Annotated in this window: 32 protein-coding genes; 14 read left to right on the top strand and 18 right to left on the bottom strand. The window is 66.5% G+C overall.

The window, feature by feature from the left end:
- Window positions 1–66: 66 nt before the first annotated feature.
- The 4 genes from B4L36_RS02435 to speB form a co-directional block, all read right to left on the bottom strand.
- Window positions 67–864 carry a DUF4167 domain-containing protein gene (locus B4L36_RS02435; RefSeq protein ID WP_292951832.1) on the bottom strand — a complete coding sequence of 266 codons (798 nt, stop codon included), beginning with the start codon at window positions 862–864 and terminating at the stop codon, window positions 67–69.
- A gap of 252 nt (window positions 865–1,116) precedes the next feature.
- Complete coding sequence (gene prmC, locus B4L36_RS02430; protein ID WP_292951829.1) at window positions 1,117–1,941, bottom strand: peptide chain release factor N(5)-glutamine methyltransferase; 825 nt, start codon at window positions 1,939–1,941, stop codon at window positions 1,117–1,119.
- On the bottom strand, window positions 1,938–2,993 hold the full coding sequence (gene prfA, locus B4L36_RS02425; protein ID WP_292951826.1) for a peptide chain release factor 1: 1,056 nt from the start codon (window positions 2,991–2,993) through the stop codon (window positions 1,938–1,940). Before prfA ends, prmC begins: the two co-directional genes overlap by 4 nt.
- 107 nt (window positions 2,994–3,100) lie before the next feature.
- Window positions 3,101–4,060, bottom strand: coding sequence for an agmatinase (gene speB / locus B4L36_RS02420; protein WP_292951823.1), 960 nt, complete (start codon window positions 4,058–4,060; stop codon window positions 3,101–3,103).
- A gap of 225 nt (window positions 4,061–4,285) precedes the next feature.
- On the opposite strand from speB, the gene rpsF reads away from it, so the two are divergent.
- The 4 genes from rpsF to bmt all read left to right on the top strand — a co-directional run bounded on the left by rpsF (window position 4,286) and on the right by bmt (window position 6,678).
- Complete coding sequence (rpsF, locus tag B4L36_RS02415) at window positions 4,286–4,663, top strand: 30S ribosomal protein S6 (protein ID WP_292951820.1); 378 nt, start codon at window positions 4,286–4,288, stop codon at window positions 4,661–4,663.
- Between the two features lie 13 nt (window positions 4,664–4,676).
- Window positions 4,677–4,904 (top strand): 30S ribosomal protein S18, encoded by a 228-nt coding sequence (gene rpsR / locus B4L36_RS02410; protein WP_037205280.1) that lies wholly within the window; start codon window positions 4,677–4,679, stop codon window positions 4,902–4,904.
- A gap of 12 nt (window positions 4,905–4,916) precedes the next feature.
- Window positions 4,917–5,501, top strand: coding sequence for a 50S ribosomal protein L9 (gene rplI, locus B4L36_RS02405; protein WP_292951809.1), 585 nt, complete (start codon window positions 4,917–4,919; stop codon window positions 5,499–5,501).
- Window positions 5,502–5,667: 166 nt separating this feature from the next.
- Window positions 5,668–6,678 (top strand): betaine--homocysteine S-methyltransferase, encoded by a 1,011-nt coding sequence (gene bmt, locus B4L36_RS02400; RefSeq protein WP_292951908.1) that lies wholly within the window; start codon window positions 5,668–5,670, stop codon window positions 6,676–6,678.
- Here the strand turns inward: bmt and B4L36_RS02395 are convergent.
- A complete protein-coding gene (locus B4L36_RS02395; protein WP_292951806.1) occupies window positions 6,675–7,865 on the bottom strand; it encodes a winged helix-turn-helix domain-containing protein in 1,191 nt (396 codons plus the stop codon). The two genes, bmt and B4L36_RS02395, sit on opposite strands and share 4 nt — an antisense overlap.
- Before the next feature lie 27 nt (window positions 7,866–7,892).
- Window positions 7,893–8,972: a PA0069 family radical SAM protein gene (locus B4L36_RS02390; RefSeq protein ID WP_292951803.1), complete on the bottom strand. Its 1,080-nt coding sequence runs from the start codon at window positions 8,970–8,972 to the stop codon at window positions 7,893–7,895.
- Window positions 8,973–9,115: 143 nt separating this feature from the next.
- Here B4L36_RS02390 and B4L36_RS02385 point away from each other — a divergent pair, with 143 nt between their 5' ends.
- Both B4L36_RS02385 and yghU read left to right on the top strand, forming a co-directional pair.
- Complete coding sequence (locus B4L36_RS02385) at window positions 9,116–9,820, top strand: corrinoid protein (RefSeq protein ID WP_292951800.1); 705 nt, start codon at window positions 9,116–9,118, stop codon at window positions 9,818–9,820.
- A gap of 104 nt (window positions 9,821–9,924) precedes the next feature.
- Window positions 9,925–10,794, top strand: a complete 870-nt coding sequence (yghU, locus tag B4L36_RS02380) for a glutathione-dependent disulfide-bond oxidoreductase (RefSeq protein ID WP_292951797.1) — start codon at window positions 9,925–9,927, stop codon at window positions 10,792–10,794.
- A gap of 53 nt (window positions 10,795–10,847) precedes the next feature.
- Here the strand turns inward: yghU and ilvC are convergent, their stop codons facing one another.
- Window positions 10,848–11,870, bottom strand: coding sequence for a ketol-acid reductoisomerase (gene ilvC, locus B4L36_RS02375; RefSeq protein ID WP_292951794.1), 1,023 nt, complete (start codon window positions 11,868–11,870; stop codon window positions 10,848–10,850).
- Window positions 11,871–11,997: 127 nt separating this feature from the next.
- Here ilvC and B4L36_RS02370 point away from each other — a divergent pair, with 127 nt between their 5' ends.
- Genes B4L36_RS02370 through B4L36_RS02360 form a run of 3 tightly spaced genes read left to right on the top strand, consistent with a single transcriptional unit; the run spans window position 11,998 to window position 13,707 of the window.
- Window positions 11,998–12,453 (top strand): Lrp/AsnC family transcriptional regulator, encoded by a 456-nt coding sequence (locus B4L36_RS02370; RefSeq protein WP_292951791.1) that lies wholly within the window; start codon window positions 11,998–12,000, stop codon window positions 12,451–12,453.
- On the top strand, window positions 12,450–12,917 hold the full coding sequence (locus B4L36_RS02365) for an Lrp/AsnC family transcriptional regulator (protein WP_292951788.1): 468 nt from the start codon (window positions 12,450–12,452) through the stop codon (window positions 12,915–12,917). Before B4L36_RS02370 ends, B4L36_RS02365 begins: the two co-directional genes overlap by 4 nt.
- A 52-nt stretch (window positions 12,918–12,969) precedes the next feature.
- A complete protein-coding gene (locus B4L36_RS02360; protein WP_292951785.1) occupies window positions 12,970–13,707 on the top strand; it encodes a MauE/DoxX family redox-associated membrane protein in 738 nt (245 codons plus the stop codon).
- Here the strand turns inward: B4L36_RS02360 and B4L36_RS02355 are convergent.
- The 5 genes from B4L36_RS02355 to B4L36_RS02335 all read right to left on the bottom strand — a co-directional run bounded on the left by B4L36_RS02355 (window position 13,704) and on the right by B4L36_RS02335 (window position 19,005).
- On the bottom strand, window positions 13,704–14,549 hold the full coding sequence (locus B4L36_RS02355) for a DMT family transporter (protein ID WP_292951782.1): 846 nt from the start codon (window positions 14,547–14,549) through the stop codon (window positions 13,704–13,706). The two genes, B4L36_RS02360 and B4L36_RS02355, sit on opposite strands and share 4 nt — an antisense overlap.
- A 44-nt stretch (window positions 14,550–14,593) precedes the next feature.
- The gene (ilvD, locus tag B4L36_RS02350) at window positions 14,594–16,432 is read right to left on the bottom strand and encodes a dihydroxy-acid dehydratase (RefSeq protein WP_292951779.1); all 1,839 of its coding nucleotides are present in this window, start codon (window positions 16,430–16,432) and stop codon (window positions 14,594–14,596) included.
- Between the two features lie 104 nt (window positions 16,433–16,536).
- The gene (locus B4L36_RS02345) at window positions 16,537–16,851 is read right to left on the bottom strand and encodes a DMT family transporter (RefSeq protein ID WP_292951776.1); all 315 of its coding nucleotides are present in this window, start codon (window positions 16,849–16,851) and stop codon (window positions 16,537–16,539) included.
- 163 nt (window positions 16,852–17,014) lie between these two features.
- Window positions 17,015–18,223, bottom strand: a complete 1,209-nt coding sequence (locus B4L36_RS02340) for a UbiH/UbiF family hydroxylase (RefSeq protein ID WP_292951773.1) — start codon at window positions 18,221–18,223, stop codon at window positions 17,015–17,017.
- Window positions 18,214–19,005 (bottom strand): pyrimidine 5'-nucleotidase, encoded by a 792-nt coding sequence (locus tag B4L36_RS02335; protein ID WP_414692125.1) that lies wholly within the window; start codon window positions 19,003–19,005, stop codon window positions 18,214–18,216. Before B4L36_RS02335 ends, B4L36_RS02340 begins: the two co-directional genes overlap by 10 nt.
- On the opposite strand from B4L36_RS02335, the gene B4L36_RS02330 reads away from it, so the two are divergent.
- From B4L36_RS02330 to B4L36_RS02315, 4 genes are read left to right on the top strand one after another with little or no spacing between them, the layout of a single operon-like run.
- Window positions 19,004–19,630 (top strand): GntR family transcriptional regulator, encoded by a 627-nt coding sequence (locus tag B4L36_RS02330; RefSeq protein WP_292951770.1) that lies wholly within the window; start codon window positions 19,004–19,006, stop codon window positions 19,628–19,630. The two genes, B4L36_RS02335 and B4L36_RS02330, sit on opposite strands and share 2 nt — an antisense overlap.
- Complete coding sequence (locus B4L36_RS02325; RefSeq protein WP_292951767.1) at window positions 19,623–19,925, top strand: hypothetical protein; 303 nt, start codon at window positions 19,623–19,625, stop codon at window positions 19,923–19,925. Before B4L36_RS02330 ends, B4L36_RS02325 begins: the two co-directional genes overlap by 8 nt.
- A gap of 3 nt (window positions 19,926–19,928) precedes the next feature.
- Entirely contained in the window at window positions 19,929–20,552 is a 624-nt protein-coding gene (locus tag B4L36_RS02320; RefSeq protein ID WP_292951764.1) for a DNA-3-methyladenine glycosylase family protein, read from the top strand.
- A complete protein-coding gene (locus B4L36_RS02315) occupies window positions 20,549–21,202 on the top strand; it encodes an alpha/beta hydrolase (RefSeq protein ID WP_292951761.1) in 654 nt (217 codons plus the stop codon). The genes B4L36_RS02320 and B4L36_RS02315 overlap by 4 nt, the downstream gene beginning before the upstream one ends.
- Window positions 21,203–21,235: 33 nt before the next feature.
- Here B4L36_RS02315 and B4L36_RS02310 read toward each other — a convergent pair whose 3' ends face one another.
- The gene (locus B4L36_RS02310; RefSeq protein WP_292951758.1) at window positions 21,236–21,670 is read right to left on the bottom strand and encodes a VOC family protein; all 435 of its coding nucleotides are present in this window, start codon (window positions 21,668–21,670) and stop codon (window positions 21,236–21,238) included.
- Between the two features lie 188 nt (window positions 21,671–21,858).
- Between B4L36_RS02310 and B4L36_RS02305 the strand changes: the two genes are divergently transcribed.
- On the top strand, window positions 21,859–22,458 hold the full coding sequence (locus B4L36_RS02305) for an HNH endonuclease (RefSeq protein ID WP_292951755.1): 600 nt from the start codon (window positions 21,859–21,861) through the stop codon (window positions 22,456–22,458).
- Here the strand turns inward: B4L36_RS02305 and B4L36_RS02300 are convergent.
- From B4L36_RS02300 to B4L36_RS02280, 5 genes are all read right to left on the bottom strand, one after another.
- Window positions 22,431–23,060 carry a DUF1638 domain-containing protein gene (locus tag B4L36_RS02300; protein WP_292951752.1) on the bottom strand — a complete coding sequence of 210 codons (630 nt, stop codon included), beginning with the start codon at window positions 23,058–23,060 and terminating at the stop codon, window positions 22,431–22,433. The two genes, B4L36_RS02305 and B4L36_RS02300, sit on opposite strands and share 28 nt — an antisense overlap.
- A complete protein-coding gene (locus tag B4L36_RS02295) occupies window positions 23,035–23,211 on the bottom strand; it encodes a hypothetical protein (RefSeq protein ID WP_292951749.1) in 177 nt (58 codons plus the stop codon). The genes B4L36_RS02300 and B4L36_RS02295 overlap by 26 nt, the downstream gene beginning before the upstream one ends.
- Window positions 23,212–23,358: 147 nt before the next feature.
- The gene (locus tag B4L36_RS02290; protein WP_292951746.1) at window positions 23,359–23,994 is read right to left on the bottom strand and encodes a DUF1109 domain-containing protein; all 636 of its coding nucleotides are present in this window, start codon (window positions 23,992–23,994) and stop codon (window positions 23,359–23,361) included.
- Window positions 23,991–24,542, bottom strand: coding sequence for a sigma-70 family RNA polymerase sigma factor (locus B4L36_RS02285; RefSeq protein WP_292951743.1), 552 nt, complete (start codon window positions 24,540–24,542; stop codon window positions 23,991–23,993). The genes B4L36_RS02290 and B4L36_RS02285 overlap by 4 nt, the downstream gene beginning before the upstream one ends.
- 306 nt (window positions 24,543–24,848) lie before the next feature.
- The coding region (locus tag B4L36_RS02280) for a dihydrodipicolinate synthase family protein (RefSeq protein ID WP_292951741.1) at window positions 24,849–25,343 on the bottom strand (495 nt) is incomplete at its 5' end.

Raw genomic sequence — 25,343 nt, 5'->3', positions numbered from 1 at the left:
CCGCCCTGCCGATCCAGCCGCCCCGGTGGGCCGCAGCGCCGCGCGCGGACGGGCTCCGGGTGTGGATCAGGACTGGTTTTCCTCGGGTGCCGCATTCTGGCCGCCCTGGGGAACCGCGACGCCTTCGTCCGGCTCGGCGGCGGGCTTGCGGCGACTGCGCGTCGCGGGTGCGCGGGCGGTGCCGCGCGGTGCCCGCGACCGGGCCGGCTTTGCAGCGCCGGCCTCGGGCGTCTCGACCGGTCCGGTCTTGTCGTCTTCGCCGGCACCCACGGCATCGGGCAGGCCATCGCCGGATTCAGGCGGCGCGGCTCGGCGGTTACGACCGGGCGATTTACGCGTGACCGATTCCACCGAAGTTTCGGTCGTGGCAGGGGCATCGGCGCGCCGATCCGGGACCGATTCGCTCTCTGACTGCGCGTGATCGCGCGGGGGGTGGCCGTCGCGCTGATTCTGATCGCGGTCCCTGCCGGCATGATCGCGGCCATTCTGCTGCGGCGTCACTTCGCCGCGACCGGAATCGCGATTCTGCGCATCGCGACCCTGCTCGTCATCGCCGCCCTGGCGGTTCTGCTGATGATGCGGATTGTTCTGCTGGTGCTGATTCTGGCGCTCGGCCATCTCGCGCTGCGCCTCGCCCAGCATCCGCGTGTAGTGTTCGGCATGTTGCAGAAAGCTCTGCTCGGCCACGCGGTCGTTGGACAGCTGGGCATCGCGCGCCAGTGTCAGATATTTCTCGATGATCTGCTGGGGCGTGCCACGCACCTTGCCCTCGGGACCCGAGCTGTCAAAGACGCGGTTTACGATATTGCCCAGCGAACGCTGGCGGTTCGACTTGTTGCGCGAACGGGATTTCGATGATCTCATCACTCTGTCTGTCAGTGGTTCCAGTTTGGTCTGGACGGCGTTGCGGGCGGCATCTGCGGCGAAAGACGCCATACCGTTCAACCCGGCCTTGCACCTGACGGCACGCGGCGCGCGCCAGTCGGTTTCGGCTGTGTCAGGCTGACCCGTGCGGTGGCTTGTCGGCCCCGGCACGATGCCGACTAACCATGCGCGACCGGCCGATACAAGGGAAAACTTGTCCGATTTCCCGCAAAATCGCGACAACCTGCCGTTTCAGGGCTGGAAACCGGCCAGAACGACACGATCCCGCCCATCCAGATCGCGGATCAGGCGGGTTTGCGCCCCGGCCTCGCGGAACAGGCCGGCGACATCGGGCCCCTGGGCAGGCCCGATTTCGACCAGAACATGTCCACCCTCGGTCAGTCGGTCCGCCGCCCCGGCGGCAATGATGCGATAGGCGGCCAGCCCGTCGCCGCCATCTGTCAGGGCGCAATGCGGCTCCCACTGCCGGACATCAGGGGCCAGATCGTCCATCTCGTGCAGCGCAAGATAGGGTGGGTTCGACACGATCAGGTCGAAACGTCCGACAATGCCGTCATACCAGTCGGCCCGCATGAACGATGCCGGCACGCCATTCATCTGGGCATTGGTCCGCGCCACGTCAAGCGCGGCCTGGGAAATGTCGGTGCCCGTCCCTGCCGTGCCGGGCCGTGCCGCCAGCAACGAGATCAGGATCGCGCCGGTGCCGGTGCCCATGTCCAGCAGGTTGCGCCACGGCAGATCCAGCGCCGCCCGAACCAGGGTTTCGGTCTCGGGGCGTGGGTCCAGCGTGTCGCGGGTGACCCGGAAGCGATGGGCGTAGAAGTCGCGAAAGCCCACGATCTGCGCAACCGGTTGCCGCGCGGCGCGGGCGGCGATGTCACGATCAAGACGCGCGATCTCGACCGGGTTCAGATCGCGGTCGTCGACAAGGCGCAAACGCTGCGGCGCGAATCCCAGGATGGCGGCAAGGATGCGATCGGCATCGCGCGCGCCGCCCTCGATACCGGCGGCACGCAGCGCGGCCGCGGCCGCGCGCCGGGCCTGCGACAGTTTCATGCTTCGGCGGCCAGCCGCGCCGCCTGGTCATGGGCGGTCAGCGCGTCGATGATCTCGGCCAGATCACCGGCCATCACCCTGTCCAGTGCATAGAGCGTCAGGTTGATCCGATGATCGGTCATCCGCCCCTGGGGAAAATTGTAGGTGCGGATACGCTCGCTTCGATCGCCGCTGCCGACCTGCGACTTGCGGTCGGCGGCGCGGTCGGCATCGGCCTTCTGGCGCTGCATGTCATAAAGGCGGGCCCGCAGCACGGCCATTGCATTGGCGCGGTTCTGATGCTGCGACTTCTCGCTGCTGGTGACGACGATTCCGGTCGGCAGATGGGTGATCCGCACGGCCGAATCGGTCGTGTTGACATGCTGCCCGCCCGCCCCCGAGGCGCGCATCGTGTCGATGCGGATATCGCCCGCCGGAATGTCGATATCGGCATCCTCGGCGGCTTCGGGCAGGACGGCCACGGTGGCGGCGCTGGTATGGATGCGACCGCCGCTTTCGGTTGCGGGAACACGCTGGACGCGGTGAACGCCGGATTCGTATTTGAGCCTGGCGAACACGCCTTCGCCGGCGATCCGGGCGACGGCCTCCTTGACCCCGCCCAGTTCCGTTTCGGCCAGTTCGAGAACCTGGAAATCCCAGCCTTGCGCCTCGGCGTGGCGGCGATACATGGCCAGCAGATCGCCCGCGAACAACGCGGCCTCGTCGCCGCCCGTGCCGGGCCGGATTTCGAGGATCGCGGGCCGCGCGTCGGCCGCGTCTCGCGGCAGCAGCGCGATCCGCAGCTTCTGTTCCAGCGCGCGCAGCGCCTCGCGCAGTCGGGCCACTTCGTCCTCGGCCAGTTCGCGCATTTCGGGATCGGCCAGCATCGCCTGCGCCTCGGCCATGCCCTCGCGCGCCGTCCGCCATGCCGCGATCTCGTCGACGACCGGTTTCAGCTCGGCATATTCGCGGCTGATCTCGGCGATCCTGGCAGGCTCGGCCCCCGCGTTCAGCCGCGCTTCGAGAAACTCGAAACGCTGAACGATCTGGACAAGGCGGTCTTCGGGAAGCATCCGAACCGCTTACCCAAGCCAGACGGTATCGGCAAGCGACCCGTCATGTCTCGGTCCTCAAATATCCGCAGGTCCGTGGGCTGGCCGCCGGCCATCGCGGGACGCAATCAGCGCCGGGTCCAGCCGTAAAGCGCGATCAACTCCATCGCGACATGGGCGCCGGCCACCGCCGTCGCGCCGGTCGTGTCATAGGGGGGTGAGACTTCGACCACGTCGCCGCCGATCAGGTCCACACCCGCCAGGCCGCGCAGCAGCGCCGCCGCCTGCCAACTGGCCAGCCCGCCCCAGACCGGGGTTCCCGTGCCCGGCGCGAAGGCCGGGTCCAGCGCATCGATGTCGAAGGTGACATAGACCGGACGATCTGCTACCGCCTCGCGGATGCGGATCTGCGTGGCGTCGATGCCGTCGCGATGGACTCCGGGCGCATCCAGGATGGTCACGCCCAGCGTGTCGGGATTTTCCGTGCGGATGCCGATGCTGACGCTGGACGCGGGATCGACCACGCCTTCGCGGATTGCCTTGTAGAGAAAGGTGCCGTGGTCGATCCGGTCCGGATCGTCATCGACCCAGGTGTCGGAATGGGCGTCGAACTGGATCAGCGCCACTGGCCCGCGCCGGGCCGCGACCGCGCGCAGGATCGGCAGGGTGATGAAGTGATCGCCGCCCAGCGTCACGGGCGCGGCCCCGGCATCCAGGATCTTGCCCACATGCGCCTCGATCCGGGCCGGCACCTCGCGGATATTGGCGTAATCGAAGGCCATGTCACCGTAATCCACGACGCTCAGCAGGCTCAGCGGATCATAGCCCCAGCCATAGGGCGGATCATAGGGTTGCAGGGTCGATGCCTCGCGGATCGCGCGCGGGCCAAAACGGGTGCCGGGACGATTCGTCACCGCCTGATCGAAGGGGATGCCGGTCACGGCAAGATCGACGCCCGCCAGATCCTTGGCATAGCGGCGACGCAGGAAACTGGTCGCGCCGCCAAAGGCATTCTCGTAGGACAGGCCGCGCGCATCGTCGCGCGTGAACGCCTGATCGACCTGGGTCTTCGCATCTTCCAGCGCCATCCGCCGCCTCCTGTCTGCTGTCCCCGCCACGATGCCGGCGCGCGGCGGGCTCGGCAAGGGGCGGACTGGCCCACACGCGCGGCACCGAATCGCCTTGCATCCGCAGCATTCCCGGCTATAAGGCCGCATCCTTCCGCCGAGACATGCAATCCGCGCAACCTCTCGTGGCGGGCGCGGAAGGTCGAAGCCCGCCTATGAAGTGCGCCCGAACCCGAAAGGATCGCCATGCCTCTTTACGAGCATGTGCTGATCGCCCGTCAGGACCTGTCGAACACGCAGGCCGAAGGGCTGATCGAACATTTCTCGACCGTTCTCGCCGATAATGGCGGCAAGGTCGTGGACAACGAATACTGGGGTGTGCGCACCCTCGCCTACAAGATCAACAAGAACCGCAAGGGCCATTACGCCTTCCTGCGCAGCGACGCCCCCTCGGACGCCGTGCAGGAAATGGAGCGACTGGCCCGGCTGCATGACGATGTGATGCGCGTGATGACCATCCGCGTGGACCAGCACGAGGAAGGTCCCTCGATCCAGATGCAGAAGCGCGAAGAGCGCGGCGACCGCCGGGGCGGCGATCGCGGCGACCGTCGCGACCGGAACTGAGGAGATCAGAAAAATGGCGAACAAACCGTTCTTCCGTCGTCGCAAGGTCTGCCCGTTCTCGGGCGATAACGCGCCGAAGATCGACTACAAGGATACCCGTCTGCTGCAACGCTATATCAGCGAACGCGGCAAGATCGTGCCCTCGCGCATCACCGCCGTCTCGGCCAAGAAGCAGCGTGAGCTGGCCCGCGCGATCAAGCGCGCCCGCTTTCTTGCCCTGCTTCCCTATGCCGTGAAGTAAGGAGACCGGAACATGCAAGTCATCCTGCTGGAACGCGTGGCCAAGCTGGGCCAGATGGGCGAAGTGGTGAAGGTGAAAGAGGGTTATGCCCGCAACTTCCTGCTGCCCCAGGGCAAGGCGCTGCGCGCATCCGACGCCAACATCGCTGCCTTCGAGGATCGCAAGATCCAACTGGAAGCACGCAATTCCGAAACCAGGGCCGAGGCCGAAAAGATCGCCAAGTCGCTGGACGGCAAGACCTTCGTGGTCATCCGCTCGGCTTCGGATGCCGGCGCGCTTTACGGGTCGGTGACGACTCGCGACGTGGCCGACACCGCGACCGAGGCGGGTTTCAGCATCGACCGCAAGCAGGTCGTGCTGGGCAACCCGATCAAGGATCTGGGTCTGCACGTCGTCAACGTCGTGCTGCACCCCGAAGTCACCGCCGACGTGACCCTGAACGTCGCCCGCTCGCCCGAAGAGGCCGAGCTTCAGGCGCAGGGCAAATCGATCCAGGACCTGGCGGCCGAAGCCGATGCCGAAGCCGAATTCGAGATCTCGGAGCTGTTCGACGATATCGGCGGCGCATCGGACGAAGACGACGCGGAAGATCGCTGATCTTTCCTCCGCGAATACACAAAGATCGAAGCCGCGTCGGGAAACCGGCGCGGTCTTTCATTCGTTCGGTCGGAAATTGTGTCCGGGCGGATCTGCTTCTAGCATGGACCAGTTGACATGTGACCGTCCCCGGACGGTTTTCGCCCCGATGACCGAGGTTAGAGAAATGACCGATCCGCTGAGCCGACTTCTGGACCAAAACGACTGGCTGCTGGCCGATGGCGCGACCGGGACCAACCTGTTCAACATGGGACTGGAATCGGGCGAGCCGCCGGAATTGTGGAATGTCGATCAGCCCGACAGGATCCGCGCGCTGTATCGCGGCGCGGTCGAGGCCGGGTCCGACCTGTTCCTGACCAATTCCTTCGGCGGCAATGCCAGCCGCCTGAAGCTGCACAAGGCCCAGGGCCGGGTGGCCGAACTGAACCGCGCAGCGGCCGAACTGGGGCGCGAGGTGGCCGACAGGGCGGGCCGGGCGGTAATCGTCGCCGGCAGCATCGGCCCCACGGGCGAGATCATGGCGCCCATGGGAACCCTGACCCGCGAGGCCGCGGTCGAGATGTTCCACGAACAGGCCGAGGCTCTGAAGGACGGGGGTGCGGACGTTCTCTGGGTCGAGACGATCAGCGCCTTCGAGGAATTCGGCGCCGCGGCCGAGGCCGCGAGGCTGGCCGGGATGCCCTGGTGCGGCACGATGAGCTTCGACACCGCCGGCCGTACGATGATGGGCGTGACTTCGGCCGAGCTGGCCGCCTCGGTCGAAAAGCTGGCCAATCCGCCCGTCGCCTATGGCGCGAATTGCGGCGTCGGCGCCGCCGATCTGCTGCGGACGGTGACGGGTTTCGCCGCCTCGGGCAACGAGCGCCCGCTTATCGCCAAGGGCAATGCCGGGATACCGCGATTCGAGGCGGGTCACATCCATTACGACGGCACGCCGGATTTGATGGCCGATTACGCCTGCCTCGCCCGCGATCTGGGCGTCAGGATCATCGGCGGCTGCTGCGGCACCATGCCCGATCACCTGCGCGCCATGCGCGAGGCGCTGGAAACCCGCCCGCGCGGCGATCGCCCCTCGCTGGAAACCATTGCGTCACAGCTGGGCGGGTTCAGTTCGTCCAGCGACGGCACCGGCGAGGGCGGTCCCGTGCGCGAGCGGCGCGGCCGCCGGCGCGGCTAGCGCAGCCAGTTCGCGGCAAAAGTCACCTCATCTGCCGCAGCCAGATGCCGGACCCGGTCCAGTTCCGCCGACAGCCCGGCCATGCGTGCCTTGCCCATCCGCACCCCGGTTTCGGGCCAGAAGGCGCGAACCGCCAGCGTCCTGCCCTCGCGTTTCGCATCCAGCCGCCCGATCAGGCGATCACCCTGCATGACCGGAAAGACGTAATAGCCGAATCGCCGCTGCGTTTCGGGCACGAAGATCTCGATCCGGTAGTGGAAACCGAACAGCCTCTCGGCGCGGGTCCGGTCGCGCAGGGCCGGATCGAAGGGCGACAGCAGCCGCACGCGATTGGACGGCTCGGGCAGCGACCGGGCCGCGTCCAGCATTGCCGGCGACGTCAGACTGCGGCGGCGCGACCCATCGGCCATTTCCACATCAACCTCGATGATGCGGCCCCGCGCCAGCGCCCCGGCGCACCATGATTTCGCCTCGGCGGGGGTGGCAATGGCAAAGAAGGCGGCCAGTTCGCCGCTGCTGGCAAAGCCCAGCCGCGACAGCGCCCGAGACAGGGCCCAATCGACGATCTCGGCATCATCGAGCCGCCGGTTCAGATGCTCGGCCGGGATAACCCGCTGGGCCAGGTCGTAATACTTGCGAAAGCCCGCGCGGTGGCAGATTGCCAGCCGACCCGACCGCCACAGGAATTCCAGCGCGGTCTTCGAGGGATGCCATTCCCACCAGCCTGACGAGGCTTTCTTGTCGCCGCCGCCCACCTCCAGGGACGAGGCCGGCCCATGATCGGCCACCTGTTGCAGAACCCCGTCAATCTCGGCGTCCCAACCCTTGCCGCGCCACCCCGGCCAGCGCAGGCGCATCCGCGCCTCGTCGCGCGCGAATTTCAGCCGCCACATCGGGTAGAACTGCATCGGGATGACCGAGGCGTCATGGGTCCAGTGTTCGAATGCCGAGCGGCGGTGCGAGACCAGGCGCGACAGGCCCCGCGGCCGGTATTGCCCGCGCCGGGACCACAGGATCAGGTCATGGGCGCGGGCCAGGGTGTTGACGCTGTCCACCTGCACGAAGCCCAGATCGTCCAGCACCGATTGCAGATCGGCGCCCTGGCCGGGGCCGGATGCCGGGCGCAGCAGCAGATGCCGGTCCAGAAACAGGCGGCGGGCGGTCTGATTGTCCAGAAACGGGCGCATCGGGTCACTCTGGCGCGATCGCGCGCGTCAGAACAGGGACAATTGATCGCCCGCACGCGGCGGCGGCCCGAAGCGCGAACAATCCAGCGGCGGGCTGCCCTCGCGATAGCCCAGTCGCTTGCGCGCCAGGCGAAAGCGTTGCAAGGCCAGTTGCGCCTCGACCCCCTCGCCCTTGAAGCGGTGACCGAAGCGCGGATCGTTGTCGCGTCCGCCCCGCATCGCCTGGACCCGGTTCATGATATGGGCGGCCATGCCGGGACGGTGACGTTCCAGCCAGTCGCGGAACAGCGGCGCGACCTCGTAGGGCAGGCGCAGCGGGATCATGCTGGCGGTGGTCGCGCCGGCCTCGCGCGCGGCAGTCAGGATCGCCTCGATCTCGGGTTCGGTCAGGACCGGGATCACGGGCGCGACCATGACCCGCACCGGCACGCCCGCCCGCGACAATTCGCGGATCATCCGCAACCGGGTCGCGGGTGCGGGCGCGCGCGGCTCCATCGCGCGGGCCAGATCCTGCTGCAGCGTGGTGATGCTGATGCCGACGGCCGCCTGATCCCTGGCCGCCATCTCGGCCCACAAGTCCAGGTCGCGCAGGACGGTCTGGCCGCGCGTCACCAGTGTCGCCGGATGATTCCAGTCCCGCAGCACCCGCAGGATACCGGGCATGATCGCCAGCTTCGCCTCGATCGGCTGATAGGGATCGGTATTGGTGCCAAGCGCGATCGGTGCGGGCCTGTAGGATGGGCGGGCCAGTTCGCGTTCCAGCAGCCGCGCGGCATCGGGCTTGGCGGTGATCCTGGTTTCGAAATCCAGCCCGGGCGACAGGCCCAGATAGGCGTGGCTCGGCCGCGCATAGCAATAGATGCAGCCGTGTTCGCAGCCGCGATAGGGATTGATCGACCGGTCGAACGAGATATCGGGCGAGGTGTTTCGGGTGATGATGCTGCGCGGCTGTTCGGTCACGACTTCGGTGCGCAGCAGCGTCTCGTCCTCGGGGATCTCCCAGCCGTCATGCTCGCGCGCGCGGCTATGGACCTCGAACCGGCCAACGGGCCGGGTATCGGCGCCGCGGGCCTTCAGACGCTCATCGGGATTTCTGGGCGGCAACATGCGGCAAATCTAGAACATTATGGCAACACTTTCCAGCGATTCGACACACAAGTCGCGCGCGGGATCCGCCATGTCGCTTTGCAGCTTTCCAATTTCGTCAAATCGCGTCCATTTCGCGGTGAAACGCATCAGGAGTCGTGCCGATGGCCCAGAACGACGACGAGATCATCCTGTCCGAACTGGATGACGACGAGCTTGTCCAGCAGATGATGGACGACCTCTATGACGGTCTGAAGGACGAGATCGAGGAAGCCGTCCACATCCTGCTGGACCGTGGCTGGGCGCCCTATGACGTGCTGACCAAGGCGCTGGTCGCGGGCATGACCATCGTCGGCCATGATTTCCGCGACGGCATCCTGTTCGTGCCCGAAGTGTTGCTGGCGGCGGGTGCGATGAAGGGCGGCATGGCCATTCTGAAACCGCTTCTGGCCGAAACCGGCGCGCCGCGCATGGGCAAGATGGTGATCGGAACCGTCAAGGGCGACATCCACGACATCGGCAAGAACCTGGTCTCGATGATGATGGAGGGCGCCGGCTTCGAGGTGGTCGATCTGGGCATCAACAACCCGGTCGAGAATTATCTGGAAGCCATTGCGCGGGAAGAGGCCGACATCCTGGGCATGTCGGCCCTGCTGACCACCACCATGCCCTATATGAAGGTCGTGATCGACACGATGAAGGAAAGGGGTATTCGCGACGACTACATCGTGCTGGTCGGCGGCGCGCCCCTGAACGAGGAATTCAGCCGTGCCATCGGCGCCGACGCCTATTGCCGGGATGCGGCCGTCGCGGTGGAAACCGCCAAGACCTTCATCGCGCGCAGGCACAACCAGCTTTCGGCGGGTTGATGTCCTTCGGACGGGCGCACATGACCTGTGCGACGCCTTCACGTTGAACTTCGGCCGCGCGCATCACATCTTGGCTGCAACCACGGCAGCCGACAGGAGATGTGATGAACGACGACTACACCCCGCCGAAGGTCTGGACCTGGGAAAAGGAAAACGGCGGACAATTCGCCAGCACCAACCGACCGGTCGCCGGGCCGACCCATGACAAGCCCCTGCCCGTCGGCAAGCATCCCCTGCAGCTTTATTCGCTGGCCACGCCGAACGGGCAGAAGGTCACGATTCTGCTGGAGGAATTGCTGGAGGCCGGCAAATCCGCCGACTACGACGCCTGGCTGATCAGGATCGGCGATGGCGACCAGTTCGGCAGCGGTTTCGTCGAGGTGAACCCCAATTCGAAGATCCCCGCCCTGATGGATCATTCCGTGACGCCGCCGCGCCGCGTCTTCGAATCGGGCGCGATCCTGCTGTATCTGGCCGAAAAGTTCGATGCCTTCCTGCCGCATGACCCCAGCCTGAGGACCGAGACCCTGAACTGGCTGTTCTGGCAAATGGGTTCGGCCCCCTATCTGGGCGGCGGTTTTGGCCATTTCTATCATTATGCGCCAACGAAGATCGAATATGCGATCGACCGTTTCGCGATGGAGGTGAAACGCCAGCTTGACGTGCTGGACCGCCATCTGGCCGATCATCGTTTCATGGCGGGCGATGAATACACGATTGCCGATATGGCGATCTGGCCCTGGTATGGTCGGTTGATCAGAGGCGGCGCCTATGGCGACGCGGCAACCTTCCTTGACGGCGCCAGCTATACCAGCGTCGCCCGCTGGGAAGCCGAAATTGCCGCCCGCCCCGCCGTCAAACGCGGCATCATGGTGAACAGGACCTCGGGCGAGCCGTCCGGGCAGTTGTGGGAACGCCACGACGCATCGGATTTCGCGACCAGGACGCAGGACAAGCTGGATCCGCAGTCCTGACAGCGGAAAGCCCGGGACCGGCCCGGGCTTTCCCTGTTTTCCGTCCCCCGCGATCAGTTGCGGGCGCGATCCACCATCTTGCCCTTGCTGATCCAGGGCATCATCTCACGCAGCTTGGCGCCGACCTTTTCGATCTGGTGTTCGTCGTTGATCCGGCGCGTGGCCTTGAACGACGGCTGACCGACGCTGTTTTCCTGCATGAAATCGCGCACGAACTTGCCCGACTGGATGTCGCGCAGAACCGCCTTCATCCGCGCCTTGGTTTCGTCATAGGGCAGGATGCGCGGGCCGCTGACATATTCGCCGTATTCGGCCGTGTTGCTGATCGAATAGTTCATGTTGGCGATGCCGCCCTCATAGATCAGGTCCACGATCAGTTTTACCTCGTGCAGGCATTCGAAATAGGCCATCTCCGGCTCGTAGCCGGCCTCGACCAGCGTCTCGAATCCCATGCGGATCAGTTCGACCAGACCGCCGCACAGCACCGCCTGTTCGCCGAACAGGTCGGTCTCGCATTCCTCGCGGAAATTGGTCTCGATGATGCCCGAACGGCCGCCGCCGATGGCCGAGCAGTAGGACAGGCCCAGATCCATCGCCTTGCCCGACGCGTCGTTGTGCACCGCGACCAGGCATGGCACGCCGCCGCCCTTGACGTATTCGCCGCGCACGGTGTGGCCGGGGCCCTTGGGGGCCATCATGATCACATCGACACCGGGCTTCGGCTCGATCAGGCCGAAATGCACGTTCAGACCGTGGGCGAAGGCGATCGCTGCGCCCTCACGCAGATTGTCGTGAACGTGTTTCCGGTAGGTCTCGGCCTGCAATTCGTCCGGCATGGTGAACATGATCAGATCGCACCAGGCGGCTGCCTCGGCGATGCCCATGACCTTCAGGCCCTCAGCCTCGGCCTTCTTCGCCGAGGGGCTGCCCTCGCGCAGGGCGATGACGACGTTCTTGGCGCCGGAATCGCGCAGGTTCAGGGCATGGGCGTGGCCTTGCGACCCATAGCCCAGGATCGCGACCTTCTTGTCCTTGATCAGGTTCACGTCACAATCGCGGTCATAGTAAACACGCATCGGTTCTTCCTTTCCTCTCGATCAGCGGGTTTTACGATCAATCGGGACAAGACGTTTGGTCATTCTGATCGAAATATGGCAATAAAGCGCGAAGATCATGCCTGTTGACCCTTCATGTGAATAATTCATGCACGACGCCACCGACCGCCGCATCCTGCGCCATCTTCTGGCCGATCCCGACGCCCCGAACAGCGATCTGGCGCAGCGGGCGGGCGTCACGCAGGCCAGCTTGTGGCGGCGGCTGGACAGGATGCGCGCGACAGGGATCATCGCGGCGATCCAGGGCCGCATCGACTGGCGCGCGCTTGGCTACGAAGTGCAGGTCAGCCTGCGCTTCACGCTGGACAAGACCGATCCGCGCGCTTTCGACGACTTCATCGCCGCCGCCCGCGAGGTGCCCGAGGTCCTGGAAATCCAGACCTTCCTCGGCAGCGTCGATCTGCGTCTGTCGGTGATCGCGCGGGACATGGCGCATTGGCAGCAAATCTATCGCGACCGGATCCTGCGGCTACCGCATGTCTCGGACAGCGACGCGTTGATGCTGGTGTCGACGATCAAGGACAGCGTGGAGCTGGCGCTGTGAGCGACCTGGACCCGACCGATCTGGCGATCCTGCGCATCCTCGCCTCTGACGCGACCACAAGCGCCGCCCGGATCGGGCGCGCGGTCGGCATCGGCCAGCCCGCCGCATGGCGGCGCATCCGCAAGCTGACCGATCAGGGCATTCTTGCCGGGCGGCGCGTGGTGGTGGACAACACCGCCCTCGGTTTCGGGGTGACGGTATTCCTGGGTGTGCGGCTTGCCACCAAGGGCCGAACAAGCCTGGAAGATTTCGAACGCGCCGTGACCGCGATCCCCGAGGTCCAGATCGTCCAGCACGTCCTTGGCCAGTTCGACTATCGCCTGCGCGTCACCGCCCGCGACATATCCGATTTCGAACGCATCCTGCGTCGCCGGATCATGACCCTGCCCGGCGTCGGGCAGGTCGAGGCGAATGTGATGCTGTCCGAAGAACGCCGACCGGGTCCGCTGGGCGCGCCCGACTGAACGAATCGCGGCCCGGTGCGTTGGACCCAAGGTTCAGTCCAAGGAGAATGCCATGGCCCGAAGCGCCGCCCTTTACCGAATGGTCATGCCCAAGCATCTCTGCCCCTATGGCCGCAAGTCCAAGTGGCTGCTGGAACATAACGGCTACCAGGTCGAGGATCACCCGCTGCGCACCCGCGAGGAAACCGACGATTTCATGCGGAAACATGAGGTCGAGACGACCCCGCAGGCCTGGATCGACGGCAAGCGGATCGGCGGTTATGATGATCTCCGTGCCTTCTTCGGCAAGCCTCTGCCTGACGCGGAAACAACCAGCTACACGCCGGTAATCGCCATCTTCGCCGTCTCGGCGCTGATCGCGCTGGCGATCTTCGCCTTCGCCGGCGGGCCGCTCTGGATGGTGCTGCCGCATTTCGCCGCAACCGCGATGGTCCTGCTGGGTCTGCAAAAACTGCAAGACGTGGAAAGTTTTTCCACGATGTTCCTGAACTACGATCTGCTGGCCCAGAAATGGGTGCCCTACGGCTATGTTTATCCGTTTCTCGAAACCGGCGCGGGACTGCTGATGATCGCGGGGCTGCTGCCCTGGCTGTCCGGCCCCGTGGCCTTGTTCATCGGCTGTTTCGGCGCATGGTCGGTCTTTCGCGCCGTCTATATCGAGAAACGCGAACTGAAATGCGCCTGCGTCGGCGGCAACAGCAACGTGCCGCTGGGCTTCGTGTCGCTGACCGAAAATCTGGTGATGATCGCCATGGGCCTGTTCACGCTGACGCGGCTATTTGTGATCTAGGCCCGTCGGTCGCGATGCAGGATATACAGGCCCGAGCCGAGGATGATGGCAGTGCCGATCCAGGTCCAGGCATCAGGCAGGCTGCCGAAAAAGATCAGGCCGACAAGGGTCGCGCCGACGATTTCCAGATATTGCAGCGGCGCCAGCGTGCTGGCCTCGCAGCGGCTGAAGGCGAAGGTGATCAGCAGGAAGGCCGCCGCGAACAATATCGCCGCAGCAGGGACGGCCAGTTGCACCCAGACCGGTGCCAGGAAATACGAAGGCCCGCCACGGCCGGACAAGGCGGCCGTCAGCGCGGCAAGAGCGGCCAGCAGGGCCGCCGTCAGCGTCGCGCCGATCTGGAGGCTCAGCGCCGATTGCCGCATGCTGGCGCGCCGCAGCACGATCATGTTCGCCGCATAGGCCAGCGCCGCCAGGGCCGGCATCAGGGCGACCGGGCCGAAGATCTGGAAATTCGGCCGGATCACGATCAGCGCGCCGATCAATCCCACGCCGACCGCGACCAGCCGACGCGGGCCGGGCACCTCGCCCAGAAACGGTCCGGCCAGCAGGGTCAGCAGCAGCGGTTCGACGAAGAAGATCGCGATGGCGGTGGCAATCGGCATCCGCTGGAAGGCCGAGATCAGCAGGAACGAGATGGTGATCAGCAACAGGCCAGAGAACACCGCCGCCCCCGAGACCGGCGGACCGCCCAGCCTGCGCCGCGCCAGGATGGCGACGGGGCCGAACAGCATCCCGTTGGCGACGCTGCGCCACAAGGTGACCTCGAACGGTCCGGCAAAGCTCATCAAAGCCTTCGAGATCGCGTCGCCGGCCGGCAGGATCAGCATCGCCACGGCCATCGCCCCAAGGCCAAGCGCCCTTTGATCGTCAGACGCGGCCAATGCTATTCGGGCACCACCCGCACCGCGCCCCTGGCCGCGCTGGTGGTCATCGCGGCATAGGCGCGCAGCGCGGTCGAGACCTTGCGCCGGCGCGGTCTTGCAGGCTTCCAGCCCCACGCCTCGCGATCTTCCCGGCGGGCGGCCAGCGTGGCGTCATCGACCTCCAGCGCGATCACCCGGTTGGGAATGTCGATGCGGATCAGGTCTCCCTGTTCGACCAGACCGATCGTGCCGCCCTCGGCCGCCTCGGGCGAGACATGGCCGATCGACAGCCCCGATGAGCCGCCCGAGAACCGCCCGTCCGTGACCAGCGCACAGGCCTTTCCCAGCCCCTTCGATTTCAGGTAGCTGGTGGGATACAGCATTTCCTGCATGCCTGGTCCGCCCCGCGGCCCCTCATAGCGGATCAGCACGACCTCGCCTTCCCTGACCTTGCCGGTCAAGATGCCCGAAACCGCGTCATCCTGGCTTTCGAAAATATGCGCCGGACCGGTGAAGGTCAGGATCGATTCGTCCACGCCCGCCGTCTTCACGATGCAGCCATCCTCGGCCAGATTGCCATACAGGACAGCCAGCCCGCCATCGCGCGAAAAGGCGTGGGCGGCATCGCGGATCACGCCGCCCGCACGGTCCAGATCGACGCTGTCATAGCGGCGGTCCTGCGAAAAGGCGGTCTGCGTGGGCACGCCGCCGGGCGCGGCGCGATAGAAATCATGGACGGATGCGGCGTCCGTGCGCGCCACGTCCCAGCGGTCCAGCGCCCGTGCCAGCGTGCCGGAATGAACGTTGCCGACCGAGGTGTCCAGCAGCCCGGCCCGGTCCAGTTCGCCCAGGATCGCCATGATGCCGCCGGCGCGGTGGACATCTTCCATATGCACATCCGACTTGGCCGGTGCGACCTTGCACAGGACCGGCACCTGTCGCGACAGCTTGTCGATATCGGACATGGTGAAATCCACCTCGCCCTCATGCGCGGCGGCCAGCAGATGCAGCACGGTGTTCGTGGACCCGCCCATCGCGATATCCAGCGTCATCGCGTTCCTGAAGGCGTTGAATCCGGCGATGGAACGCGGCAGGACCGAGGCATCGTCGCCCTCGTAATACCGCCGCGCCAGATCGACGATCAGGTGTCCCGCCTCGACGAACAGCCGCCTGCGGTCGGCATGGGTGGCCAGGGTCGAGCCGTTGCCGGGCAGCGACAGGCCCAAGGCCTCGGTCAGGCAGTTCATCGAATTGGCGGTGAACATGCCCGAGCATGACCCGCAGGTCGGGCAGGCGGATCGTTCGATGGCGGCCACATCGGCCTCGGACACGCTGTCATCGGCGGCGGCGACCATGGCATCGACCAGATCCAGCGTCTTGACGCGGCCATCCTCCAGCACGACCTTGCCAGCCTCCATCGGCCCGCCCGAAACGAACACGACCGGGATGTTCAGCCGCAGCGCCGCCATCAGCATTCCCGGCGTGATCTTGTCGCAATTGCTGATGCAGATCATCGCGTCGGCGCAATGGGCATTGACCATGTATTCCACGCTGTCGGCGATGATCTCGCGCGAGGGCAGCGAATACAGCATCCCGTCATGGCCCATCGCAATCCCGTCATCGACGGCGATGGTGTTGAATTCCTTGGCGATGCCGCCGGCTGCCTCGACTTCGGCCGCGACCAGCTGGCCCAGATCCTTCAGATGGACATGGCCCGGCACGAACTGGGTGAAGCTGTTGACGATGGCGATGATGGGTTTGCCGAAATCCTCGTCCCGGACGCCTGTCGCGCGCCACAAGCCGCGTGCGCCAGCCATGTTGCGGCCATGGGTTGTGGTGCGGGAACGATAGGCGGGCATGGCTGATCTCCTGTGGCTGGCGGTCCTTTAACACCGCCTCTGCCGGAAGGAAATTGCCCTGTGCGACGTCTGGGCCGTGCCATCTGCCGCCCTGCCGGCAGGCGTCACGATGACAGCTTCATCACCAGAATGCCGGTCCCGATCAGCGCGGCCGCGGCCAGCCGGCCGGCGCTGACGGCCTCGCCGAACAGCGCGATTCCCAGCAAGAAACTGCCGATGGCACCGATCCCCGTCCAGACCATGTAGGCGGTGCCCAGCGGCAATTGCCGCATGGCAACCGCCAGCAGCCAGAACGAGCCGACCATTCCGGCCAGCATGATCGCGGTGGGCAGCGGGCGGGTCAGGCCGTGCGACTGCTTCATCGCAGCGGCCCAGACGATTTCCAGCAGACCGGCGATGATGAGAATGATCCAGGGCATGGCAACGACCTCAGGCGGGCCGGGTCGTCCCGGCAATGCAGATCATGAAGGCGAGGTCGTCCCCGGAACCAGCCAGATGGGTCCGGTTGGCGGCGCTTTCAAGGCCGTCCGCCGACGCCCCGTTCCGTTTCGCGGGGGGCCCTGCGCGGGCAAGCCGCGGGTTTCAGCGCAGCCCCAGACCGGCCCGCATCATCATCCGTCGCACCGGACCGATGCCATAAAGCCCGCCCAGTGCGGCCGCCCTGAGGTCGCGCAGCGGCCGCGCCTGCGCCTGGCTGGCGCGATTCAGCGCATCAATGCCCAGAAGCCTTGCATGGGCTTCGGGCCGACGGGAACGGTCATAGGCCGCAAGCCCTGCCGCATCGCCCGGCGCCGCGCGCATCAGATCCAGCAGCGCGGTCAGATCCGCCAGGCTCATGTTCAGTCCCTGCGCGCCGATCGGCGGCAGGACATGGGCTGCCTCGGCGATCAGCGCGGTGCGCGGGCCGCAGAACCGGTCCGCGATCTGGCTGATGATCGGCCATTCGGTCAGCCGTGTCGCCTGGGTCAGATGTCCCATGACCCCGGCCGAACGCGCGTTCAGGGCCGCCTCGAATTGCTCTGGCGGCAGCGCGGCCAGACGCGCGGTTTCGCGCCCGTTTTCCATCCAGACCACGGCTGAACAGGGCCGCCCGTCGCGATCGGACAGCGGCACCAGCGTGAAGGGACCGCCCGAGCGATGCACCTCGGTCGAGACGTTGCCGTGCGGCTGCTCATGCGTGACGGCGAATGCCAGCGCCTTCTGGCCATGGCGGAACGTCCGCACGCCGATGCCCAGGGCCTGCCGCACGGGTGAATCGCGCCCATCGGCGCCGATCAGCAGCCGGACGCGCAGGCGCCGACCATCGGTCAACGTGACCAGCGCCGCCTCGTCGCGCGCGACCACCCCGGCGGTGCCGGTTCCGGGCTGGAACCGCACGTTCTGCAACTGGCCCAGCCGGGCCGCAATCTCGCGGCGCAGCAACCAGTTGGGCAGGTTCCAGCCGAAAGGCGCGTCGCCGATCTCGGCGGCATCGAAATCGCGGATCAGCCGCGGCTCGGGGCGCGCGCCGCCCGCATCCACGATCCGCATGACCTGCAAGGGCGTCGCATGGGGCGCCAGCCGGTCCCAGAGTCCGATCCGCCGCAGCAGATCGACCGAAGGGGCCAGAAAGGCGGTGGTGCGCAGATCGGCCCCCGAGGCGCCTGCATCCGTGACCGGAGGCGCGGGATCGACGCACAAGACCGACAAGCCCTCGGCGCCGAACGCGGCCGCGGCGATCAGCCCGGCGATTCCGCCGCCCGAGACGAGGACATCGACCTCATCGGCGGCAGGTTTCCTGATCATCGACATCGGCGGCCCCGGACATTGCGATCCCGGCCGCCATTCTGCCCCGGCGGCTGCCCGGGGACAATCCGGCACAGGAACGCTTCGAGGTCGCCGATCCGGTGATCGACGTGATTGCCGATCTCGGCCTCGGGCGCGCTGTCGTTCGGACCGTGGCGCCCCGGCCCGACCAGAACCGTCCGCATCCCCAGCCGGTGCGGCACGCGCAGATTGCGCGGGTCGTCCTCGAAAAAGACGGCGCGGGCGGGGTCGATCCCGGCCATGTCGATCACCGCCTCGTAGGCGCGGGGATCGGGCTTGGGGTGGAAATGCGTCTCCTCGACGCCAAAGACAGCCTCGAAGACGTCCAGCCCCCGCGCCGCCAGAACCCTGGCGGCATAGGCGCTGTCGGCATTGGTATGGACGATCTTGCGCCCCGGAAGGGCCGCGATGGCGCGGGCCAGTCCGGGCGCGGGCACGAGGCCGGTGAAGTCGATGTCATGGACATGGCCCAGATAGGCGGCAGGGTCGATCGCATGTTCGGCCATCAGTCCGGCCAGCGTCGTGCCGTGCCGCATCCAGTAATCGCGGCGCAGCCGGTCGGCGGCCTCGCGTTCGACGGACAGCATGCGCATGACCCATTCGGTCATCCGCGCCTCGATCTGCGGGAACAGCGCCATCTCGGGCGGATAGAGCGTGTTGTCCAGATCGAAGATCCAGATATCGGCTTCGGCGAAATCCATGACCCTGCCTAGACCGGTATGCTCGCGCTTGCAATTCGCGCCGGCGCGGCCAATCGTGGCGCCCATGAAGGACGCCTATTCCCTGATCCTGACGGCCATCGAGGCCGGCACCTATCGCCCCGGCGACCGGCTGGTCGAATCCGAACTGGCCGAGCGGTTCGGCGTCAGCCGCACCCCGGTCCGCGAGGCCCTGCAACGGCTGGAGACGCAGGCAATGCTGGTCCGCGACGGACGCAGCCTGATCGTCGCCTCGCTGGATCACAACCAACTGGCCGAGCTTTACACCGTGCGCGCCGAACTGGAGGCGCTGGCCGCGCGCCTGGCCGCCCGCCACGCCACCCCCGAAGAGGTGCGCGTTCTGGCGCAGATGCTGGACGAGGATCAGAAATGCGTCCGCAACCCCGAGGCGCTGGCTCGCGCCAACAAGCGGTTTCACCACCAGATTCATCTGGCCTCGCACAACCGATACCTGGTGCAGCAACTGGACCTTGTCCATCGCAGCATGGCGCTGATGGCGCGCACCTCGCTGGCAGCCGAGGGCCGCAGCGAAACCGCGCTGGTCGAACATCGCCGGATCGTCGAGGCAATTGCGGCCGGCGATGGCGCGGCGGCGGATTCGGCCCTGCGCAGACATATCTCGATGGCCTGGGAGACAAGGCTGAAACTGGAGGCGCAGGCCGATCATGACTGAACCCCCGCTGATCATGGCCGAGGCCGATCCCAAGAACCTGATCCGCGAAAGCTTCCGCATCGAGGGAATCGGAATTGGCGAATGCCGATCGATCTTCGTGGACTGGGCCCTGTCGCTGCCTCCGGGCGTCGATGCGGTCCGGGCGATCCGGTTTCTGCTGGATCACTACGCGCCCAAGGCCGCGCCGGGCGATCAGCCCCATCCGATGGTCGGCGTTCTGGTCGAGGGCGCGCAGGCGCGGGCCGGGGGGCAGCCCCGGCGGCGCGGAGGTCGGGCGGCGCGGGTTCCCGGCTGAGAGATGCGGCTGATCGAGACCGAGGCCGATCTGGCCCTTGGCGCGGCCCATCTGGCGGCGGTCTGCCCGGTCTGGGCACGGGTGCTTCCGCGGCTTGGCCCGCTGCCGCTGCGCCGCAGCGGCGACGGCTTCGAGGCCATTGCCCAGGCCATTACCGGTCAGCAGATTTCGGTCGCGGCCGCTGCCTCGATCTGGGCGCGGATGCAGGCGGCGGGGCTGGTCGCGCCCGAGGCCATCGCGGCGGCCGATGACGATGCCCTGCGCGCAACCGGACTGTCGCGGCCCAAGCTGCGCTACCTGAAGGGGATCGCGAACGCGGGACTGGACTGGCAGGGGCTGCGCACGCTGTCCGATGACAGGGCCATCGCCGCGCTGGTCGCCCTGCCCGGAGTCGGGACATGGACGGCGGAGATCTATCTGAAATTCGCGCTCGGCCGGGCCGACGTGCTGGCCGCGGGCGATCTGGCGCTGCAAGAGGCCGCGCGCATGATGTATGGGCTGGAGGCCCGTCCCGGCCCCGCCGCCCTGCGCGCGCTGTCGCAGCCCTGGCGGCCCTGGCGCGCGGTTGCGGCGCGCGGGCTGTGGGCCTATTACCGGCAGGCCAAAGGACGCGAGGGAATTCGATGACCGACCTGACATCCGCCCGCAAGGGCCCCGAAAAGGCCGATGCCGTCGTGGTCTTCCTGCACGGCTACGGCGCCGATGGGGCCGATCTTCTGGGCCTTGCCGACCCGCTGTCGCCGCATCTGCCGGGCACGGCCTTCCATGCCCCCGACGCGCCGGAACGCAGCATCAACAATCCGATGGGCTATCAGTGGTTTCCGATCCCCTGGCTGGACGGCTCGACCGAGGCGCAGGCGCAAGCGGCAATGGGTCGGTCGATCACCGCGTTGAACGCTTTTCTGGACAGGGTTCTGGCCGATGAGGGGCTGGAAGCGGACCGCATGATCGTGATCGGCTTTTCGCAGGGCACGATGATGGCGCTGCATGTGCTGCCGCGCCGGGACGCCGAAGTGGCGGGCATCGTCGGCTTTTCCGGCCGGTTGCTGGTGCCCGAGATGCTGGAGGACGAGGCCCGCGTCAAGCCTCCGGTCCTGCTGATCCACGGCGACCAGGACCCGATGGTGCCGTTCCAGGACATGGGGCTGGCGGGCGATGCGCTGCAGGCCGCCGGGTTCGAGGTCTTCGCCCATGTCATGGAGGGCACCGGCCACGGCATTGCGCCGGACGGGCTGTCCGTGGCGCTGGCCTTCATCAAGGACCGGCTGGGGAAATAGGGCCGACGGACAGGCGGCCGTGACGAAGATCTCTCAGCCCCAGATCGCGGGATCGGCCAATTCGACCGAATTGCCCGCCGGATCGCGAAAATACAACGAGCGGGCGCCATTCGGCCAGCGAAAGTCGGCCTCGATCTCGATACCATGCGCGAGCAGATGGTCGCGCCAGGCGTCCAGAGTTTCGGGACCGGCGGCCAGACAGACATGGCCCGGCCCGCGCGCGCCATGGGGCGGCACCGGCAGTGTCGCATCCGGTGCCGGTGGCGTTTCGGTGGCGTCTGGGCGGAAGACCAGCAGAACCTGCGGGGGCGGCCCATCGCTGACCCGGAAGAAGACGTGCCGTCCGGGAACGGACTGAAAATCGCAAAGCCCCATCACCTCCCGCCAGAACCTCGTGGCGGCCTCCAGATCGTCGGCATAGAGCGCGCTTTCCAGCGTGCCCAGAAGGGGCGGGGCTGTGGTGGTCATGGCCGCATTCTGCCACGCGGCCGGGCAGCGGGCAAATCGTCACGCTGTCGTCACGCAAACGCGCTATCCGATCGGTGGTTCGAATACATGCGGGGGCTTGCCAGACGGGTAGCCCGATATATAGTCGGTCCCGTGGATAGACCAAGGCCCCGGACCTTGCCAATTCGGGACCGGCTGGAAAAGGCGACATGCTGAACGAGCGTCATCATACGGATTTCCGGACCCATTTCGTTCGCGAACCCGCCGGTCTGCGCCATCACCCGGCGCTGGTGCTGAATGCCGATTACCGGCCGCTCAGCTATTATCCGCTATCGCTGTGGCCTTGGCAGGAAGCGATCAAGGCGGTGTTTCTGGACCGGGTCGCGATCATCGCCGAATATGACGAGGTGGTCCGAAGTCAGCGGCAGGCTTTCCGGATACCCTCGGTCGTCGTCTTGAAAGATTACATAAAACCCCAGAAGCGCGTGGCTTTCACGCGCTTCAATCTTTTTCTCCGGGACGAATTCTGCTGCCAGTATTGCGGCGCCAAGGGCGATCTGACCTTCGATCACGTCGTGCCCCGCTCGCGCGGCGGCGTCACCAGTTGGGAAAACGTGGTCGCCGCCTGTTCGCCCTGCAATCTGCGCAAGGCCAACCGCAGCCTGCGTCATTCGGGGATGAACCTGCGTCGCAAGCCGCGCCAGCCGAGCCCCGGCGAAATGCACGCCGTCGGGCGGCGTTTCCCCCCCAACCACCTGCATGACAGCTGGATGGATTTCCTCTACTGGGATGCCGAACTGGAAAGCTGAGCCAGAACCCCCGGCAGATCGCCATATCCCGTCGTTCGGCGTTCATAGCGCAGACCCAGCCGTTCGGCGGCCTCGCGCGCCTTGGCGTCAAGGGCCGAATCCTCGGTCTGGGCCAGATAGATCAGCGTTTCGTAATGGGCAAAATAGATGTCGCGCAACTGCGGATGCCGATCCAGACCCATGGCGCGCCAGACGAAGGCATCGAACTGGCGGACCAGGAAATCGGTCAGGTAGAAGGCGGTGAATTCGCGTTCGGCGCGCATGGCATGCGCCTCGATCCCGTCGAAGAAGGCATAGCAATGCGGTCCGGGAATCATCTCGACCCCCAATTCCGCGCAGCGCGCCTGCAACAGCCCGCCCGTGCCGCAATCGGCATAGACAACCACGATCCGGTCATAGTCGGGGGCGAAACGGGCGACCGCCGCGCTGACCGCATCGGGAATTTTCTCGGGACGCAGATGCAGTTCGGCAGGCAGGCAATGCAGATCCAGATGATCCCAGCCATTGGCATCCCGGATGGCCAGCAATTCGCGCGCCAAGGCCCCGCAGGCCAGCATCAGGCAGCGGGGCAGCGATTCAGCCGTCGTGATTGTCGCGGCCATCGCGATGACCGAAATGGATCAGCGCCGCGCCCGTCAGCACCGCGAAGATCAGCGCGACCCCCGGCAGGTCCAGGGCGATGGCTGCCAGCAGCGACAGCGCCGCAGCCAGCAGAACGGTCAGGATCATCAACAGGAACTGCGGCAGCGGCATGGGGCAAACTCTCCTCGCCATCAATATGGGACCAATGTGTCGGCTTGAAAAGGAGGCCGTGACAATCCGCGGCAATTTCACGCGCATCGGTGCAGGATCGCCGCTGGGACCTGGTCGCACATTCCGCACATCACGAAAGGTGACCGGCTACCAGCGCAGCATCCCGCGCCCGGCGACCGCGCCTGCCAGCGTGACCACGGCAATGGCCAGCCCATACCAGGTCAGGAAGAACAGCGGCGAATCCTGGGTGCAGAAAAATGCGTAAAGCGTCGCGGCCAGGCTGCCGACCGCAAGACCCAGTGCGGCACCGCTGAGCATCGGCGCGGGGCTGGCGCCGCCACCCAGCACGCGCAGGCCCGCCGCCAGCGGCAGCGCCGAGACCAGCATGATCGCAAAGAAGCACATCATGGCCGAGTTGCCCTTGATCCGCGGCCATACCATGCCGGCCGGGGTCGCCTTGATGGCCAGCACCAGCCACAGCATTGCCGCCGCCGCCACCAGCGCGGCGAAAAGCAACCCCGGCGATCCGCGCGTCTGCGGACGGCTGAGCCGCAAGGCCGCAACCAGGGCCGGCAGTCCCAGTGCCAGCGGCAGCAGCCACTTCATCCGCGTGACCGGGTCCGCCAAGGCCCGCGCCAGATCGGCCCGCACGCCCACCAGCGACACAAGCAGTCCCGCCACCAGTGCAAGCGCCAGCAGGATCGCCGAAACAAGCCGCGGCGTCACGGCGGGCGGGATTGTGTCGTCGCGCACCAGCAGACTGATCAGATCGTCGGTCTTCATCGTTCATCCTCCAATCGCAGCCGGGCCAGCCGTTGCAGGGCACGGTGCAGGGCGACACGCAGGGCGCCCGGCTTCAGGCCAAGACGGCCGCCGCATTCCTCGCTGTCACGACCTTCCAGCGCGAGGCAGCGCATCAGCGCGGCGTCGCGTTCGGGCAGGCGGCCGATCAGGACGGCCGCATCGCGGCGTTCGGTCGGGTCGGGTTCGGGCGCCGATTCCAGGGTCTCGGCGAAATCCTCCACCGGCAGGTGAACCGCGCGGCCGCGACGGCGGAAGGCATCGACCAGCTTGTGTCGTGCGATCGCATAGGCCCAGGGACGCAAAGGCAGCGCCTCGTCCCAGGTTGCGCGCTTCAAATGTATCGCCAGCAAGGTTTCCTGCACGACATCCTCGCACCAGTCGACATCCATCCCCGCAGCGCGTGCCCGGACGATACCGCGCAGAACCGGGGTCATCAGCGTCAGCAGGCGGTGATAGGCCGCCCTGTCGCCCGTATTGGCGGCGCGCATCAGGTCGGACCAGTCTTCCGAACCGCCAGCATCACTCATCGCATGTCCTTACGCCTGATTCCGCGCGGGCGTTACAGCCGCCGCCGGAAATGTCTCTCGCTTCCCTGTCCGCGATCCGCATGGCGGAACCCCGCAATCGGGCGAATGGGCTTCCGGGACGGCAAGGCCGCCGGCCGATCGATCCAGGGAAAGATTACAGATGAACACCAAAGTTGCCACCGCAATCGCCCCGCGACCGGGCCAGGGCAAGCCGTCGCGACGGCCGGAACGACGAGGGCGCAGCCTTCTCCGGCCCATCGAGGGACCGGCGGACGCGGGGCTACGCCCCGAAGCCCGGCCTTGACCTCAGTTCAGGCCGGCATGGTCCAGCGCCGCGTCGATCAGCCGGCGCGTCGGATCGGTCAGGCCCACCAGCGGCAGACGCACGCGTTCGTCGCACAGGCCCAGCCGCGACATGGCATATTTCGCACCGACCAATCCGGGTTCCACGAAGATCGCCAGATGCAGCGGCATCAATCGGTCCTGATATTCCAGCGCCGCGGCATAATCGCCGCGCAGGGTCGCCTCCTGAAACTCGGCGCAAAGTTTCGGCGCGACATTGGCCGTGACGCTGATGCAGCCGATCCCGCCATGAGCGTTGAAGCCAAGCGCGGTGCCGTCCTCGCCGGAAAGCTGGATGAAGTCCGGCCCGCAGGTGATGCGCTGCTGGCTGACCCGTTCCAGCCGGCCGGTCGCATCCTTGACGCCGATGATCCCCGGCAGCCGCGACAACACGCCCATCGTCTCGGGCAGCATGTCGATGACCGAACGGCCGGGGATGTTGTAGATGATGATCGGCAG

It is taken from the genome of Paracoccus sp. UBA889 (assembly GCA_002294185.1).
Taxonomy (GTDB): domain Bacteria; phylum Pseudomonadota; class Alphaproteobacteria; order Rhodobacterales; family Rhodobacteraceae; genus Paracoccus.
The sequence above is the reverse complement of the archived record's forward strand: the minus strand, read 5'-3'. Positions and strand labels throughout refer to the sequence as shown.

What these genes read in the sequence shown, in the direction of transcription:
- B4L36_RS02435 (WP_292951832.1), bottom strand. Translation starts at nt 864, where the DNA reads ATGAGATCATCGAAATCCCGTTCGCGCAACAAGTCGAACCGCCAGCGT.
- prmC (WP_292951829.1), bottom strand. Translation starts at nt 1,941, where the DNA reads ATGAAACTGTCGCAGGCCCGGCGCGCGGCCGCGGCCGCGCTGCGTGCC.
- prfA (WP_292951826.1), bottom strand. Translation starts at nt 2,993, where the DNA reads ATGCTTCCCGAAGACCGCCTTGTCCAGATCGTTCAGCGTTTCGAGTTT.
- speB (WP_292951823.1), bottom strand. Translation starts at nt 4,060, where the DNA reads ATGGCGCTGGAAGATGCGAAGACCCAGGTCGATCAGGCGTTCACGCGC.
- rpsF (WP_292951820.1), top strand. Translation starts at nt 4,286, where the DNA reads ATGCCTCTTTACGAGCATGTGCTGATCGCCCGTCAGGACCTGTCGAAC.
- rpsR (WP_037205280.1), top strand. Translation starts at nt 4,677, where the DNA reads ATGGCGAACAAACCGTTCTTCCGTCGTCGCAAGGTCTGCCCGTTCTCG.
- rplI (WP_292951809.1), top strand. Translation starts at nt 4,917, where the DNA reads ATGCAAGTCATCCTGCTGGAACGCGTGGCCAAGCTGGGCCAGATGGGC.
- bmt (WP_292951908.1), top strand. Translation starts at nt 5,668, where the DNA reads ATGACCGATCCGCTGAGCCGACTTCTGGACCAAAACGACTGGCTGCTG.
- B4L36_RS02395 (WP_292951806.1), bottom strand. Translation starts at nt 7,865, where the DNA reads ATGCGCCCGTTTCTGGACAATCAGACCGCCCGCCGCCTGTTTCTGGAC.
- B4L36_RS02390 (WP_292951803.1), bottom strand. Translation starts at nt 8,972, where the DNA reads ATGTTGCCGCCCAGAAATCCCGATGAGCGTCTGAAGGCCCGCGGCGCC.
- B4L36_RS02385 (WP_292951800.1), top strand. Translation starts at nt 9,116, where the DNA reads ATGGCCCAGAACGACGACGAGATCATCCTGTCCGAACTGGATGACGAC.
- yghU (WP_292951797.1), top strand. Translation starts at nt 9,925, where the DNA reads ATGAACGACGACTACACCCCGCCGAAGGTCTGGACCTGGGAAAAGGAA.
- ilvC (WP_292951794.1), bottom strand. Translation starts at nt 11,870, where the DNA reads ATGCGTGTTTACTATGACCGCGATTGTGACGTGAACCTGATCAAGGAC.
- B4L36_RS02370 (WP_292951791.1), top strand. Translation starts at nt 11,998, where the DNA reads ATGCACGACGCCACCGACCGCCGCATCCTGCGCCATCTTCTGGCCGAT.
- B4L36_RS02360 (WP_292951785.1), top strand. Translation starts at nt 12,970, where the DNA reads ATGGCCCGAAGCGCCGCCCTTTACCGAATGGTCATGCCCAAGCATCTC.
- B4L36_RS02355 (WP_292951782.1), bottom strand. Translation starts at nt 14,549, where the DNA reads ATGGCCGTGGCGATGCTGATCCTGCCGGCCGGCGACGCGATCTCGAAG.
- ilvD (WP_292951779.1), bottom strand. Translation starts at nt 16,432, where the DNA reads ATGCCCGCCTATCGTTCCCGCACCACAACCCATGGCCGCAACATGGCT.
- B4L36_RS02345 (WP_292951776.1), bottom strand. Translation starts at nt 16,851, where the DNA reads ATGCCCTGGATCATTCTCATCATCGCCGGTCTGCTGGAAATCGTCTGG.
- B4L36_RS02340 (WP_292951773.1), bottom strand. Translation starts at nt 18,223, where the DNA reads ATGTCGATGATCAGGAAACCTGCCGCCGATGAGGTCGATGTCCTCGTC.
- B4L36_RS02330 (WP_292951770.1), top strand. Translation starts at nt 19,004, where the DNA reads ATGAAGGACGCCTATTCCCTGATCCTGACGGCCATCGAGGCCGGCACC.
- B4L36_RS02335 (WP_414692125.1), bottom strand. Translation starts at nt 19,005, where the DNA reads ATGGGCGCCACGATTGGCCGCGCCGGCGCGAATTGCAAGCGCGAGCAT.
- B4L36_RS02325 (WP_292951767.1), top strand. Translation starts at nt 19,623, where the DNA reads ATGACTGAACCCCCGCTGATCATGGCCGAGGCCGATCCCAAGAACCTG.
- B4L36_RS02320 (WP_292951764.1), top strand. Translation starts at nt 19,929, where the DNA reads ATGCGGCTGATCGAGACCGAGGCCGATCTGGCCCTTGGCGCGGCCCAT.
- B4L36_RS02315 (WP_292951761.1), top strand. Translation starts at nt 20,549, where the DNA reads ATGACCGACCTGACATCCGCCCGCAAGGGCCCCGAAAAGGCCGATGCC.
- B4L36_RS02310 (WP_292951758.1), bottom strand. Translation starts at nt 21,670, where the DNA reads ATGACCACCACAGCCCCGCCCCTTCTGGGCACGCTGGAAAGCGCGCTC.
- B4L36_RS02305 (WP_292951755.1), top strand. Translation starts at nt 21,859, where the DNA reads ATGCTGAACGAGCGTCATCATACGGATTTCCGGACCCATTTCGTTCGC.
- B4L36_RS02300 (WP_292951752.1), bottom strand. Translation starts at nt 23,060, where the DNA reads ATGGCCGCGACAATCACGACGGCTGAATCGCTGCCCCGCTGCCTGATG.
- B4L36_RS02295 (WP_292951749.1), bottom strand. Translation starts at nt 23,211, where the DNA reads ATGCCGCTGCCGCAGTTCCTGTTGATGATCCTGACCGTTCTGCTGGCT.
- B4L36_RS02290 (WP_292951746.1), bottom strand. Translation starts at nt 23,994, where the DNA reads ATGAAGACCGACGATCTGATCAGTCTGCTGGTGCGCGACGACACAATC.
- B4L36_RS02285 (WP_292951743.1), bottom strand. Translation starts at nt 24,542, where the DNA reads ATGAGTGATGCTGGCGGTTCGGAAGACTGGTCCGACCTGATGCGCGCC.